The sequence below is a fragment of the Wenzhouxiangella sp. XN79A genome (assembly GCF_012272825.1).
Classification (GTDB): domain Bacteria; phylum Pseudomonadota; class Gammaproteobacteria; order Xanthomonadales; family Wenzhouxiangellaceae.
This window is the reverse complement of record NZ_JAAWWS010000142.1, coordinates 53,590-68,117: the sequence shown is the minus strand read 5'-3', so window position 1 is coordinate 68,117 and position 14,528 is coordinate 53,590. Positions and strand designations below refer to the sequence as shown.

Genomic DNA, 14,528 nt, shown 5'->3' with positions numbered 1-14,528 from the left:
CTCCTTCGATCCCGCGCCCGGCGCGCTATTCGAAGGAATCGATGAAAATCTGTTCGGCAGACAGAAACACGGCCCGGACCTCTCGATCCTGATCCATCGTCACTGTACAGGTACCGCCCTGACAATCCCCTCGATAGCCGATGAAGCGCGTCCCGGGCTCGATGGATGCCCCCAATGAAATTTCGGTTCCGACCGGATAGACGGCACTGCAGACGCCGGGGCAGTCGATCAGGCCGCTGCCGGGCAGTTCGACCACCTGTCCGACGCCCTCGCCCTCCAGAACCACGCGAAGTTCGAAGCCGGTGGCTTCGAAAACGGCCGTGACGCTGCGATTCCCGTTCATCGTCACCACGCAGGCTCCGCTGCCCGAGCAGTCGCCCTCCCAGCGGTCGAATACCCAGCCGGGCGCGGGCGTGGCGACGAGTTCGACCACGGTTCCGGACACGTAATCGGTCGAGCAAATGCCGGGACAGTCGATGGGCGGATTCACGCTCGTCACCGAACCGCTGCCGGTAATCGCGACATCCAGCGTGAACAGACTGGGCGGCGCGGTGAACGTGGCCGTGACCTGACGGGGAGACTCCATGCTGACGACGCAGGGACCGGTTCCGGAACAATCACCAGCCCAGCCGACGAAGGTGGCGCCCGGATCCGGTTGCGCCTGGAGCACAACCTTCTCGGCCGGCAGGAAAGCGGCGCTGCAGGACGTGGCCGGGCAGTCGATGCCCGGAGGCGTGCTGGTCACCGAGCCCGGACCGCTGACCGTGACATCGAGCGGGTTTACCGCGATGAAGTCGGCCGTGACCGCGCGTGGGCCGTCCATCGAAATCGTGCAGGGCCCGTCGCCGCTGCAGTCGCCGCTCCAGCTGTCGAACGCGAATCCGGCCGACGGCGTCGCCGTCAGCGTCACCTCGGTCCCGGAAGGGAATTCGGCAGAACACGTTCCGGGGCAGTCGATGCCGCTGGGCAGGCTGGTGATACTGCCGCTGCCCTGGATCGACACGTCCAGTGTCGGATCGCCCGGCACGGCACTGAACGTCGCCACCACGAAACGCTCCTGCTCCATCGACACCACGCAGGGGCCCGTTCCGGAGCAATCGCCCGACCAGCCGGCAAACGTGGCGCCGGGCTCCGGTTCGGCCTGCAGGATGACTTTTTCGGCAGGCAGGAAATCGGCCGTGCAGGACGTGTCCGGGCAATCGATGCCGGCCGGCGTACTGGTCACGCTTCCGCCCACGCTGACATTGACGTTCAGCGTGTTCAATGCGGCGAAGTCGGCCACGACGGAACGCGGCTGGTCCATGGTGACGACACAGGCCCCGTCGCCGGAGCAGGACCCGCCCCACCCGTCGAAGCCCGATCCGGGGTCCGGCATCTGGATCAACTGCACTTCGGTGCCGTTCGGAAAGTCCGTCGAGCACACCCCCGGGCAATCGATGCCCGCAGGCAGGCTCTGAACCGTGCCGGAACCGGCCCCCGCAAGCGAAACCGAAAGCGCAACGCCGGGCCCGCTCTCCGGCAGTTCGATGGCACCGACATCGCACAGCGACCCACCCTGCCCGGCACCGCCGGCCCGCAGGTTGCCGAGCTGATCCTCGGTCCCGTTCGGACAATTCACCCCGGTCTCGAAGAAGTCGACTGCCGGTCCGTTCGCCAGCGGCAGGTAATGGGTGAAGTTGCGCTGCGTGTCGATGACCGGGTCGATGTCGGCGGCGAACGCGTCGAAGCCGCCGCCGGGGCAGGTATCGTCATCGTCCAGCACGTTTCCTTCCAGTGAAACGAAGCTGACGTTCGGAACGTCCGCGCTGCAGTCCACACCGTCGACCGTGGCGCCCACCGATCGTCCGTTGCCATGGAGGATCGTGTTGCCGAAGGCCACCAGGCCCTCGCCGCCGCCGAGGGTCTGGACGCGAATGCCGTCGCCCTGGCCGGCCGGATCCGGGCAGCCGATTTCATTGGCCACCACCGTCGAGCGAATCACCTGCACGAACACGTCTTCGATGCCGGCGACACCGGTATCCGCGATCGCCGCCACGTGAATCCCGCCGCCCGAAACCGCCCGGTTGCCCGCAATCGTCGAATCGTAGATATAGGCCTGGGCACCGGTATCGGCACTGGCCTCGATCCGGAGCGCCCCACCATTGCTGCGGAAGCTGCTCGGCGAGCCCGGGTTGCACGGGATATCGGTGAAGTTGTCGATCAGCGCAGAGCGGCGAATCGTCAGGCTGCCGTTGAACTGGGCGATGGCGCCACCGCCGGCGTTCGAAGCGGTGCTGGTCGCACTGTTCCCTTCCAGTAGCGAGTCGAGGATCGTGACCTCGGAATCGTCCATCCGGATCGCGCCGCCCAGAGTGAACAGGCCCGCAGCGCGGTTCGCGCGTAGCGTTGAGCCCTCGACGATCAGATCGGCCTGCTGAACGAGAATTGCGCCGCCACCGTCCATCGCCGCGCCGCCGGATGGACTGTCGGACAGCCCGCCTTCGAGCATCATTCCGACGATTCGAACGCTGGCGTTCGACACCTCGATCAGGCGGAACGGTTCGCTCGAATCGCGCATGAGCGTGGCGCCGAAGCCGATGATCTCCAGGTCGTCCCGGATCGGCGGCACTGCAGACTGCGAGCCCGTCCACGGCAGCACTGCGGTGTAGGCGTGCCCCGGCGTCAGCTCGAGGCGATCCGCGCCGCTTCCGCCCGGGCAGTCGGGCCAGGTCCGGGCGTCCCTGTTCGCGTTGTCGATCGCCTCGGTCAACGAACAGACCCCATCGGTCCGGGCGGTCATCTCCGGTCCGACAGCGATCGTTTCGGAAAAGCCTGCGGAAGGCGCGGCCAGCAGCAAGGCCGCGAGAACCGTTCTGCGTAGATCCTTGTTCGTCATTTTCGATTCCCTCGGTATTCGCTCGGCACAGCGCCTGAACGCGCGCCGTCAAGCTATTCGACTTCCCGGGGGGAATCCTTCGAACGCGGTGAAAGATTGTGAAAGCCCGTGAATCGGCTGTTTTTCAGGGAATCTCGAGAACACCTCGAATCATTCGATTTCACGATCTTTCACGGAATCTGAAGGACTTGCAGCCCGGGCCGACCTAGAGTTCCTCCGGCACGCACCGAGGGCAAGACCGATGACCGATTTCCGCAAAGCCGTTCGCGCACTGACGGCCGCTGGCCTGGTTTCTGCGACGATCTCAGCAACAATCCCGGCCGCCGCACAGGGCGACCCGGCCGACGACCTGATCTACGCCAACAGCTTCGAGGGTTTCGAACTGCTCGGCGGATCGATCGAGGGGCGGGCCTTCTTCGACCCGGACAGCGACGGCGACCTGGTCGACGGCCAGCCGCTGGCCGGCGTCGAGGTCTACCTGGACGCGAACTACAACGGCCGCTTCGACGGCGGCGAACCGCTGGACCGGACCGACGCCGAGGGGCGCTACCGTTTCGCCGGGGTCGGTGCCGGGGTCTGGCACGTACGCCAGGTGCTGCCGGCGCCGAACCTGCAGACCTTTCCCGCCGGCGGGCTGACGCCGGCCTACGATCGCCTGCCCGACGAGGTCGTCGAATACGTGCATGCGCCGCCCGGGGTCGGGAACTTCGACGTGCCCTACGGCCGGATGGCCTCGGACTATCCGCCGAACTGGGGGTCGACTGCCTCGAACGCATCGGCTCAGATCGTCGACTCGGTCGATCTCGTACTGGAGCCGATCGGCGTGCGTAACCTCGCCAGCGGGCCCTTTCCGCGGAACGGCACCGAGCTGCTTACGTTGCCGCTCGGATCCAGGATCACGCTGCGATTCGACGAGCCGATCGTCGACGGCGGCGGGACCGACCTGGTGCTCTACAGCTACTCCGGGGGCGGCGCGGGCGAACGGGCCGAGGTATTCATCGGCGAGACCATCGACGACCTCCAGAGCATCGGGGTGTTCGAACAGAACGAGGGCACGCTGAACATCGACCTCGCCGACTACGAGGTTCGCGGCGCGATCCGGTTCGTCAAGGTGGTCGCGCTGGACAATCTGGGCACCTGGTTCGGCTTCGAGTTCGTCGGCGCCGAGGTGCTGAACTTCGCGGCCGCCGACCCGGACGCCCACATCGTCACGATGACGCCGGAAGAATTCGAGTTCACGGATCTGGATTTCGGCCGCTTCGCCCGCGACCTGCCGCCGACACTGACGCTGGGCATCGAGGACAACGTGCCGGCCACGCCGGAGCTGCGCGCCGGCGAATCGGTCCGCCTGCAGGCCCATGCCGAGGACGACCTCGGCATCGCCAGCCTGACCGTGACCGCCAACGGTGCAGCGGTGACCCTCGATGACGACGCGGCGGCCGACATCGACCTGCTGCTGCCCGGCCAGCTGCTGATCGAAGCGGAAACCACCGATTCCGGCGGCCAGACCGCGACGCGTCAGCTCCAGATCTACGTCATGAACGCCGACGGAAGCGTGCCCTTCGATCCGAACGCCGCCGGCCAGTCGAATCAGAGCGCGGCCACCTCGCCCCGTGCGCGCATCCTTACGCCCGCCCCCGGCGTCAGCGCCGACGGCGACGTCGACATCATCGGCCAGGTGCTCGGCGACCCGGCGCCGACGGCCTGGACGCTGGAATACGCGCCGGTCGACCTCGTCGACCCCTACGACCTGGCCGCCGCCGACCCGGACTACATCGAAATCGGTACCGGAACGGGACCGGTCGCGTCCGACCTGCTCGGCATCGCACCGCTGTCGTCGCTGCCCGACGGCATCTATTTCCTGCGCCTGACCGCCGAGAACGGCCTGGGCCAGTTCGCCTGGTTCGGCCAGGTGCTGGCGAAGAACGTTCCGGAAGAGCAGCTGCGTCCCGTCGTGACGATCACTTCGCCGGCCGTCGAGGACTCGGTCACCGTGACCGTCGATATCGAGGGCACGATCGAATCGCAGCGGCCGCTGATCGACTGGGTCGTCGAGTTCGCGCCGATCGACCAGGTCGACCTGAACAACGTCGCGTCCGACGAGGCCGACTGGACACGGATCGGCGAAGGCACGTCCGCGGTGCCAACGCCCGAGGTCCTCGCGAATTTCGACGGCACGGTCCTCAGGAACGGCCGCTACGTCGTCCGCATCATCGCCCGCAACGACATCGGCCTCGGCCGCGTCGAAGCGCTGGTGCTCGATGTCGTCGGCGACGCCAAGTTCGGGCGGAACCGGCTGGAGTTCGACGATATCGAACTCGACCTGGCCGGCTTCCCCCTCCGAATGACCCGGGTGTACGACTCGCTGCGCGCCGACACCGACGGCGACCTCGGCTTCGGCTGGTCGCTGGGCCTGGTCGACGCCGATATCGGTGAAACCGTTCCGGACACGGGCACCCTCGGCCTGTTCGGATCGACGCCGTTCCGCGTCGGCACCCGGGTCTACCTCGACGCGCCGACCGGCGAGCGCCTGGCCTTCACCTTCGACGTCGAACCCGGCCCGCCCAGTCCTCTGGGCCAGCCCTACTTCGCGAGATTCGAGGCCGATCCCGGAAACTACCACCGGCTCGAGGTGCCGCAGGCCAATGAGGCCTTCCTCCGCCTGAACGGCGACGGCACGGTCCGGCTGTTCTCGATCGGCTTCCCTTGGAACCCGGAACAGTACGTGTTGATCGCACCCGACGGACGGCGCTACTTCCTCCACGAGGACCAGGGCCTGCTGGCGGCCGAAGACCTCAACGGCAACCGGATCAGCGTCAACGACAACGGCATCGATCACTCCAACGGGCCCGGCCTGCAGTTCGTCCGCGACGGCCAGGGCCGGATCATCGAGGTCCGCGACCCGGACGGCAACGCCTGGATCTACGGTTACGACGCGGCCGGCGACCTGGTTTCCTACATCGACCCGGACGGCAAGGAAACGACCTATGTCTATCGGACCGACCCGGCCCACTACCTCGAGAGGATCATCGACCCCGAGGGCCGGATGCCGCGGCGCTACGAGTACGACCCCGATACCGGCCGCCTGGTCGCCGTCATCGACGAGAACGGCAACCGACGCGAATCGCTGTACGACCCGCAGGGCTTCATCGGCCTCCAGACGGATGCGCGCGGAAACATCTTTGAAATTCAGTACGACGAGCGCGGTAACGTCACGCGCCTCGAGGACCCGAAAGGCAACGTCACGCAGTACGAGTACGGCGACCCGACCAACCCCGACCGCGAGACCCGGCTGATCGACCCCAGCGGCGAGGCATGGGACTACGCCTACGACGACCGGGGTCGTCCGGTCAGCCTGAACTCCCCGCTGGTGACGCTCGGCAATCAACGCATCACGGTCGAGTACGACGCGTTCGGCAACATTACGCGCTACAACGATTACGACGGCCGGGTCAGCGAGTTCACCTACGACGCCGCCGGCAATCGATTGAGCGAACGTCCCTTCGACGGTCTGGACCATGACTTCAGCTGGAATCCGGACGGCAGATTGCTTACACGCTCGCGCGGAAACGACGACATCACGGAGTACCGGTACGACAGCAACGGCTATCTGAGCCAGCGCAGCGATGCTGCCGGCGAACGGGTGCAGTACGAACGAACGGCCAGCGGACGCGTCAGCGTCTACGAGGACGCGGATGGCCCGCTGGACATCGGCTTCACGCCGGCTGGCCGCCTGAACACGCAGACCGACGCGCTGGGGAACACGGCCACGCTGGTCGAGAACGCCGACGGCTCGTGGACCCGTACCGATCGGCTCGGCAATGTGACGCGGATCGACTTCGATGCGAACGAACGTCCGACCCGCGTGGTGCTGTCGAGCGGCGCCGAGACGACGACCAGTTACGACCCGGACGGGAATCCCCTCGGCATCACCGACCCCCTCGGCAACACCAGCACCTACAGCTGGGACAGCACCGACGCGATGGTCGGCTACACCGACGGCGCCGGAGCGTCCGAGACCCGCGTCGTCGACGAGAACGGCAACGTGATCGAGGTCGTCAACCGCAACGGCCTGCGGCGTACCTTCGAATGGGACGCCAACCGCCGCCTGCGCTTCGAGCGCTGGCATGACGGCGGCGGCGCCGTGGTGCGGGAGATCGAGATGACCTACAGCGCGACCCAGGGCCTGCGGCGGGTGGACGATTGGGTGGACGATGGGGTCGGCGGCGAGACCTACACGCTGGAGTACTCGGGAGCGTTGCCCCGTCCGAACAGTGTGCAGTACACCCTGCCCGGGCAGGCCGCTTGGAACGTCAGCTACGCCTGGAGCGGCGACGCGGAATTTCCGACGGTGATCAACGCCAGGATCGGATTCACGGCGCAAGCCAGCATCAGTGTCGACGTCTTCGGAGGCCGCAGCTGGGGCCTGCGGTGGACGCATCCGGACGGCGGCGGCAACTCGGTGCGCATGATCCGGCGCGGCGACGGCAAGATCAGCCGAATCGAGAGCACGACCGCATCGGGCGGCAGCGCGGCCCGTTCCGTGACCCGGTACGGCTACGACCCGTTGGGCCGCCTGAGTTCGATCCGGCACGAAGACCCGACCGGCCTGCTGCTGCACCCGAACGGCGAATTGCTCTACCAGCACGACGCCGGGGGCCGGATCACGCAGGAACAGCACGCCGCCAACACGGTGAGCTACGGCTACGACGTCGACAGCCAGCTGACAGCGGCCACTCACGACAACCCGGCCTACGCCGACGAAAGCTACGGCTTCGACGCCGCCGGCAACCGGATCACGTCGCATCTGGCGCCGGGAACCGCGACCGTCGCGACCGCCAACCGCATCACCGCGGCGGGGGACTTCGGCTACGAGTACGACAACGCGGGCAACCTGACCCGGCGGACGAACAACGCGACCGGGGAAGTCGACGAGTTCGCCTACGACCACCGCGACCGCCTGGTCCTGGCCACGGTCCACCCGAGCCTCGGCGCGCCGGCCACGACGACGATCGAGATGCAGTACGACTACCGTGACCGTCTGCTGTATCGGATCGTCGACGGCCAGAAGACCTGGTTCCTGCATGACCGCGACAACGTCATCGCCGAGTTTGCCGACGGCGCGGGGGAGATCGGCACGGCCTACCTCTACGATCCGTCGTCCATGGATCAGATCCACGCGGCCTGGCGCGACGACGCGATCGGAGAGCGCTGGTTCCTGCGCGACGCGATCGGATCGATCCGCGGGATCACCGATCAGAACTACCTCGCGCTGAGCTGGGTCGACTACGACGCCTTCGGCAACCTGCAGGCCGGTTCGCTGCCGGCCGGCGACGAACCGCTGCGCTTTGCCGCACGGCCTTACCTGGACGCCATCGGCCTCTACGACAATCGCCGGCGCTTCCTCGACCCGTATCTTGGCCGATTCACGCAGGAAGACCCGATCCGACACGGCGGACGCGACTTCAACCTCTACCGCTACGTCTACAACCACCCCACCCGATTCACCGACCCGACCGGAGAAGGTCCGGCCTACGACTGGGCACTCTTTCTCGAGACGTTCATTACCGCCGCCCGAACGGTCATCCCCGGAAACCCCGACGACCTGAGCTACCCGTGCCACATCGCGAACTGGTCGGCCGCCAATTTCGCTTATTTCGACCCACTGGCCGAAATCATCATGAATCCTGCCCAGGCAGCCGCGAACCCGACCATCGAGCGATCCGATCTGCAACCGATCACCGGCTGCAACGCTCCCGAGTGATCTGCATCGGCGCTCTCCGATGGGGCCGCGACGACGCCGAATGCCAAGGGGCAGCCGCCACGACGGCGGTCGCGACCGGCTGCTGTATCGCGTCGTCGACGGCCGGAGGACCTGGTTGCTGCTCGATCGGGACCGGGCCATCGCCGAGTTGGCCGAACGCAGGCCAGGCGCCGGGCGCGGAATCTCGAAACAGCCTGCTTGATCGTCGGGGTTGATCGTCGGGGTTGATCGTCGCGATGATCGTCGCGATGATCGTCGGGACGGTACCGGCAACATCAGCGGGTTGCAGGTGATCGGCGACCCGATCGATCCCGACGTACCGCCGTCGATCGACCCGAGCGGACTGCTGTCGGAAACCGGATGCACGACGGATCGGGTCGTCCTACCGATCGGATCACCGAAGGCGACGGACACCGGGACGGGACGCGTCCATCGACGAGCCACCGGAAACCGACGCGCCGCCTCCGCCCTGCCGGAGCTCGAGCCGGAGCCGGCCAACCGGCCGCTGCAAGAAGTCGAGCAGCGCCGCCCAGGCCGGGTGCGGCGTGCCGTCGGATGCCAGCACCCCGAGGCCACAGAGATAGTCGAGAAAGCGCTGCCGAAAGTCCGGCGGCACATCGTCCAGCCCGGCGCCCAGCGCCTGCTGCACCGCCGCACAGGTCGCGCCGTCGAAGTCCTCCAGCGTGAACACCGACGCGAAGCGGATCCGGGGATTGCGGCCGATGGCATCGAGCAAAATCTCGAAACAGGCCGCCTGCCAGGCCAGCGAGGCGTTCATCGAGGCCGGGTTCGGGCAGGTCAGCTCCTGGATCAGGATCGGCCCCGGCGGCATCGCGTCCATGGCTTCCGTGAAATCGGCAGCGATCTCGGCTTCGGGCCGAACGAAGAAATCCGGCGCGATCGGCGCGTAGTTGATCGCCAGGAAATCGGTCACATCGATGAGCGCCGCACGCGTCGCCGTATCGCCGCGATGGGCGTTCGACGTCAGCGTGATGCCGACCAACAGGTCCGGTTCGAGTGCGCGGACCCGCTCGCGGGCGGCCTCGGCGAACACCCGGTAGGCCGCCCGCTCCTCGGCATCGTCGTCGAGCCGGTCGTCGATCTCGTTGCCCACCGCAAGCACGAAGGCGCCGCGATCGACCAGCTCCGGCACCAGCGCGTCGAGCAGCGCGCCGAAGCGTTCCAGCAGCGCGGGATCGTCCAGTCGGACACCCGGCGCCAGCCCGCCCTCGCCGTCGGCATACGGTGCCGGTACCACGTATTCGCCGATGTCACCGACGGTGATGTTGACGAAGGACTGGATGCCGAGGGCCTGCAGCGCATCGAGTTCGGATCGGACCGCGTCGAAGGAATAGACGCCGGGCGAGGGTTCCAGCGCCGGCCAGTCCAGATACACGGTGTACCCGCGCAACCCGGCGGCCGCCGCCTCGATCAATCGCGCGCGGGCCGGGTCGTCTTCGGATGGCAGCGCCGCCGAGCCGTAGCGCGTCGTTCCCAGCGCCGCCCCGCGGGCGTCGAGCAGGGGAACCGAATACGGCGCTTCCGGCACGGTCCGCTGGGCCTGGACGGCACCGACGAACCCGCTGAGTCCGACCACGAAAGCCGCGGTCGCCATCGTGGCGTTTCGGATCATGGCTCCAAACCCCAGTGACGAGGATCGACTGCAGCGTAGCCAGTTCAGTCCCGGTCCTGCAACCCGACGCCCAACACCGGCCTTGTGCCGGCGCGCAGAATACTGTTAATGTATACAGCATGACGATCCATCTCGATCAACCCCGGCCTCGCGGCCGCGGCGCTGGAACGAATCCCGAGCATCGGTACACGCGGATCGGCCGTAGCCCGGTCGACGACGGCTGGCCGCGCGAAATCGAGGACCTGCCAGCGCTTCCGACCACGGTCACGGCCGAGACGGCCAAGTCGATCATCAGCCGCAACCAGTCGCCGGATGTGCCCTTCGAGCAGTCGATCAACCCCTATCGCGGCTGCGAGCACGGCTGCGTCTACTGCTTCGCTCGACCCTCGCACGCCCGGCTCGACCTGTCGCCGGGACTGGATTTCGAGACGAAGCTGTTCTTCAAGCACAACGCGCTCGAGCTGCTCGAGGCTGCGCTGCGGAATCCGAACTACGTGTGCAAGCCGATCGTGCTCGGCATCAACACCGACGCCTACCAGCCGATCGAGCGCAAGCTGAAGATCACGCGGCAACTGCTTGAATTATTGCTGGAATATCGTCACCCGGTGTCGATCCTGACCAAGGGCATCACGATCCTGCGCGATCTGGACGTACTCGGCGAACTGGCCGACCGCAACCTGCTGTCGGTCTCGGTCAGCCTGACCACGCTGGACGACGACCTGAAGCGCACGCTCGAGCCCCGGACCGCCTCGCCGGCGGGCCGCCTGAAGGTCCTGCGAGCGATGGCCGACCTGGGCCTGAAGCCGGGCGTGCTGGCCGCACCGGTCATCCCGCAGATCAACGACCGCGAGATCGAAGCGATCCTCGAGGCCGCCGCCGACGCCGGTGCCGGCGCGGCCGGTTACGTGCTGCTGCGCCTCCCGCACGAGTTGAAGACCGTGTTCCGGGACTGGCTGGCCAGGAACTACCCGGACCGGGCGAAGCACGTCATGAGCCTCGTGCAACAGATGCGCGGCGGCAAGGACTACGACAGCGCCTTCGGCACCCGAATGACCGGCACCGGCCCGTTCGCGACCCTGATCCGCAACCGCTTCCGCGTCGCGCAGCGCCGATTCGGGCTGACCGGCGACGACCGCTTCGAGCTCGACACCTCGCAGTTCCGCCGTCCAACGCGCAGCGGCGATCAACTCGCGCTGATCTGAACGCCGGCGAACGGGACGGCGAGGCGGTATATTCGAGACCACGTATATACCCCGGCTCCGCCATGACCAAACCCGACGTCCACGCCTTCCACCATGAACCCACCGGCACGTTCAGCTACGTCGTCCGCGACCCGGGCAGCGCTTCGGCCGCGATCGTCGACCCGGTGCTGGACTACGACGCCGCCGCGGCGCGAACCTCGACCGACGCCGCCGACGAAGTGATCGCGTTCGTCAGGCAGCACCGCCTGGAGACCGCGTGGATTCTCGAAACCCACGCCCACGCCGATCACCTGAGCGCCGCGCCGTACCTGCAGGGCGAACTCGGCGGCCGCATCGGCATCGGCCGCGGAATCACGAAGGTCCAGGCCACGTTCCGCGAGGTCCTGAACCTCGGCGAGGCACTGGTCACGGACGGCTCGCAGTTCGACCATCTGTTCGCCGATGACGAAACCTTCGCGATCGGGGGCCTGACCGGCCGCGTCATTCCGACGCCGGGTCACACCTCGGACTCGGTGACCTACCTCATCGGCGACGCGGCCTTCGTCGGCGATTCCTTGTTCATGCCCGACGCGGGTACCGCGCGCTGCGACTTTCCCGGCGGCGATGCCCACGTCCTCTGGCAATCCACCCGCCGCCTGTTCGCACTGCCGGACGATACCCGGCTGTTCATGTGCCACGACTACGCTCCGGGCGGGCGCGAGCTGCGCTACGAGACCACGGTGGCGGCACAGAAGGCGGACAACGTCCACGTCGGCGGCGAACGCACCGAGGAGGAGTTCGTGAAGCTGCGCCACGAGCGCGACGCCACCCTGGGCATGCCGAAGCTGATCCTTCCCGCCATACAGATCAATATCCGCGCCGGCCATCGGCCGACGCCGGAGGACAACGGCGTCGCCTATCTGAAGATCCCGCTCGACCGGTTCTGAGCCCGGTTCGTCCGGCAATTGCGCGGCCGTTCGCGCCCGCGTTGCGATTCGAGAGGCGCACCCGATCGTTCGGCCGTATCGTCACCGTCACTTTCCCGTAAACCGCGTGCAGTACGGTTCTGGTTTGCACCCGCGTCGCCGGAGCCGTTCATGTCCCGAGCCCTGCTTGCCATCACTGTCCTTGCCTGGATCGGTGTGTCGATGGCCCGCGCCAACGCGCCCTACATCGGCAGCCCACAGGTCGGCGACGGCGCCGTCGGGGCCGAGGCGTTCACCGGTCGGGTGTTCGAGGATCTCGACCGTGACTCGGTGTTCGACGACGGCGAGCCGGGTGTGCCGGGCGTTCGGGTCAGCAACGGGCTGGACTGGGTGATGACCGACGCCGAGGGCCGCTATTCGATCGGCGCGCGCAACGACATGAACCTGACCATCGTCCAGCCGGCCGGCTGGCGCGTTCCGGTCGACGACAAGCAACTGCCGCAGTTCTTCTACGTCCACAAGCCCGGCGGCACGCCGACCCCGCTACGCTTCGGGGGTCTGCCGGACACCGGCCCGGTGCCGGCATCGGTGAACTTTCCGCTGGTCCGGCGCACGACCACCGACGATGCGTTCCGCTGCGCGGTGTTCGGCGACACCCAGGCCTATTCCAACCAGGAAATCGACTGGCTGCGCGACGGCCCGATGACCGACCTGCTCGACGAAGGCCTGGGCGCCGACGGCTGCCTGCTCTACGTCGGCGACGTGGTCGGCGACGACCTCGGCCTGTTGCCGCGACTGATGGAGATCGGCGCCTCGGCCGGCGCGCCCCAGTGGCTGGTCCACGGCAACCACGATTTCGACTTCGACGCGGCCAGCGACGACGACTCGGCCGACTCCTGGCGCCGGATCATCGGCCCGGAGTACTACGCCTTCGAGCGGGGCGAAGTACTGTTCGTCGTCCTCGACAACGTCGTCTACCCCTGCGGCCCGGCACCGGCCGACGCGAAGCACGAGTTCTGCGGCGATCCGGAGCGACCGACCTACAACGGCCGGATCAGCGACGAACAGATGACCTGGCTGGCCGGCCTGCTCGACACGGTGCCGATGAACCGGAAGATCGTCATCGCCACCCACATTCCGCTGGTCTCGTTCGTCGACTCGCGCAGCCCCAAGCACCAGACCGACAACAGCGGCGAGCTGCATGCCTTGCTCGCCGGCCGCCCGGCGCTGGCGCTGAGCGGACACACCCATACGGTCGAGAACCACGCCCCGGGACAGCATTTCGAAGGCTGGGCGGACAACGCCGGCGTCGACGCACTCCCGTTCCGGCACATCGTTGCCGGCGCCGGCTCCGGCGCCTGGTTCGCCGGCGATTTCGATATCGACGGCAACCCGATGACCCTGCAGCGCATGGGCGCGCCCAGCGGCGTGCTGCTGCTGGACTTCGACGGCATCGAAGTGCGCGAGCGCTACCGCGGATCGCGAATCGATCCGGACCGTCGCCAGTGGCTGGGCCTGAACACCCCGGCCTTCCGGCACTGGTTCGAGACGATCATGGACTGGCGCGAGCAGGACCGGGACACGCGCGACCCGGTCCCGCCGTATTCGATCAACGATCTGCCCGACACCGGGCTGTTGACTCCGGCCGACCTGACCGACGGCACCTGGCTGACCGTCAACGTCTGGGCCGGCTCCAGCGAATCCGGCGTGGCGGCCGTGCTGACCGCCATCGACGGTACGGTGACCGAGCTCAACGCCGTGCGGACCCAGTCGGGCAGCGGTGAGGCACCGAAGATCGGCGCCGAGTGGGCCGACCCGTTCGCCGCCCAGCGCCAGCTCTCGGTGGCCCGCTGGGCGCTGGAGAGCACGCTCGGCGAAGACCGGGCCCAGGGCTTCGAGCAGTTCAAGGGCAGCCGGCGCGGCCCGGATGCGCCGCAGCCCCAGGGCGCCGTGGCCGATCGCAACATGCACCTGTGGCGCGCCCGCCTGCCCGCCGACCTGGCACCCGGCATCTACACCGCCGAAGTCACCTCCATCGACCGCCACGGCGAATGGTCGGTCGATCGGTTGCTGTTCGAGGTCCGCCCGGAACGGCCACCCCGGCACTTCCGCACCGACGTATGGAACGCCGGGGCCGAGTGAACCGGCG

Annotated in this window: 6 protein-coding genes; 4 read left to right on the top strand and 2 right to left on the bottom strand. The window is 67.5% G+C overall.

Going from position 1 to position 14,528, the window contains the following annotated elements; genetic code table 11:
- Nucleotides 1-25 precede the first annotated feature (25 nt).
- Nucleotides 26-2,779, bottom strand: a complete 2,754-nt coding sequence (locus HFP89_RS06315; RefSeq protein ID WP_168716801.1) for a hypothetical protein — start codon at nt 2,777-2,779, stop codon at nt 26-28.
- Nucleotides 2,780-3,116: 337 nt separating this feature from the next.
- Between HFP89_RS06315 and HFP89_RS06310 the strand changes: the two genes are divergently transcribed.
- Nucleotides 3,117-8,639 carry an RHS repeat domain-containing protein gene (locus HFP89_RS06310; protein WP_168716800.1) on the top strand — a complete coding sequence of 1,841 codons (5,523 nt, stop codon included), beginning with the start codon at nt 3,117-3,119 and terminating at the stop codon, nt 8,637-8,639.
- Nucleotides 8,640-9,033: 394 nt separating this feature from the next.
- Here the strand turns inward: HFP89_RS06310 and HFP89_RS06305 are convergent, their stop codons facing one another.
- Nucleotides 9,034-10,272 (bottom strand): hypothetical protein, encoded by a 1,239-nt coding sequence (locus HFP89_RS06305; RefSeq protein WP_168716799.1) that lies wholly within the window; start codon nt 10,270-10,272, stop codon nt 9,034-9,036.
- A 119-nt stretch (nt 10,273-10,391) separates the two neighbouring features.
- Here HFP89_RS06305 and HFP89_RS06300 point away from each other — a divergent pair, with 119 nt between their 5' ends.
- The 3 genes from HFP89_RS06300 to HFP89_RS06290 all read left to right on the top strand — a co-directional run bounded on the left by HFP89_RS06300 (nt 10,392) and on the right by HFP89_RS06290 (nt 14,521).
- A complete protein-coding gene (locus HFP89_RS06300; protein WP_168716798.1) occupies nt 10,392-11,474 on the top strand; it encodes a PA0069 family radical SAM protein in 1,083 nt (360 codons plus the stop codon).
- A gap of 62 nt (nt 11,475-11,536) precedes the next feature.
- On the top strand, nt 11,537-12,400 hold the full coding sequence (locus HFP89_RS06295) for an MBL fold metallo-hydrolase (RefSeq protein WP_168716797.1): 864 nt from the start codon (nt 11,537-11,539) through the stop codon (nt 12,398-12,400).
- 150 nt (nt 12,401-12,550) lie between these two features.
- The gene (locus HFP89_RS06290) at nt 12,551-14,521 is read left to right on the top strand and encodes a calcineurin-like phosphoesterase C-terminal domain-containing protein (RefSeq protein WP_168716796.1); all 1,971 of its coding nucleotides are present in this window, start codon (nt 12,551-12,553) and stop codon (nt 14,519-14,521) included.
- Nucleotides 14,522-14,528 lie beyond the last annotated feature (7 nt).

Excerpts from the sequence above, each read along its gene's own strand:
- HFP89_RS06315 (WP_168716801.1), bottom strand. The coding sequence starts at position 2,779 with ATGACCGCCCGGACCGATGGGGTCTGTTCGTTGACCGAGGCGATCGAC.
- HFP89_RS06310 (WP_168716800.1), top strand. The coding sequence starts at position 3,117 with ATGACCGATTTCCGCAAAGCCGTTCGCGCACTGACGGCCGCTGGCCTG.
- HFP89_RS06305 (WP_168716799.1), bottom strand. The coding sequence starts at position 10,272 with ATGATCCGAAACGCCACGATGGCGACCGCGGCTTTCGTGGTCGGACTC.
- HFP89_RS06300 (WP_168716798.1), top strand. The coding sequence starts at position 10,392 with ATGACGATCCATCTCGATCAACCCCGGCCTCGCGGCCGCGGCGCTGGA.
- HFP89_RS06295 (WP_168716797.1), top strand. The coding sequence starts at position 11,537 with ATGACCAAACCCGACGTCCACGCCTTCCACCATGAACCCACCGGCACG.
- HFP89_RS06290 (WP_168716796.1), top strand. The coding sequence starts at position 12,551 with ATGTCCCGAGCCCTGCTTGCCATCACTGTCCTTGCCTGGATCGGTGTG.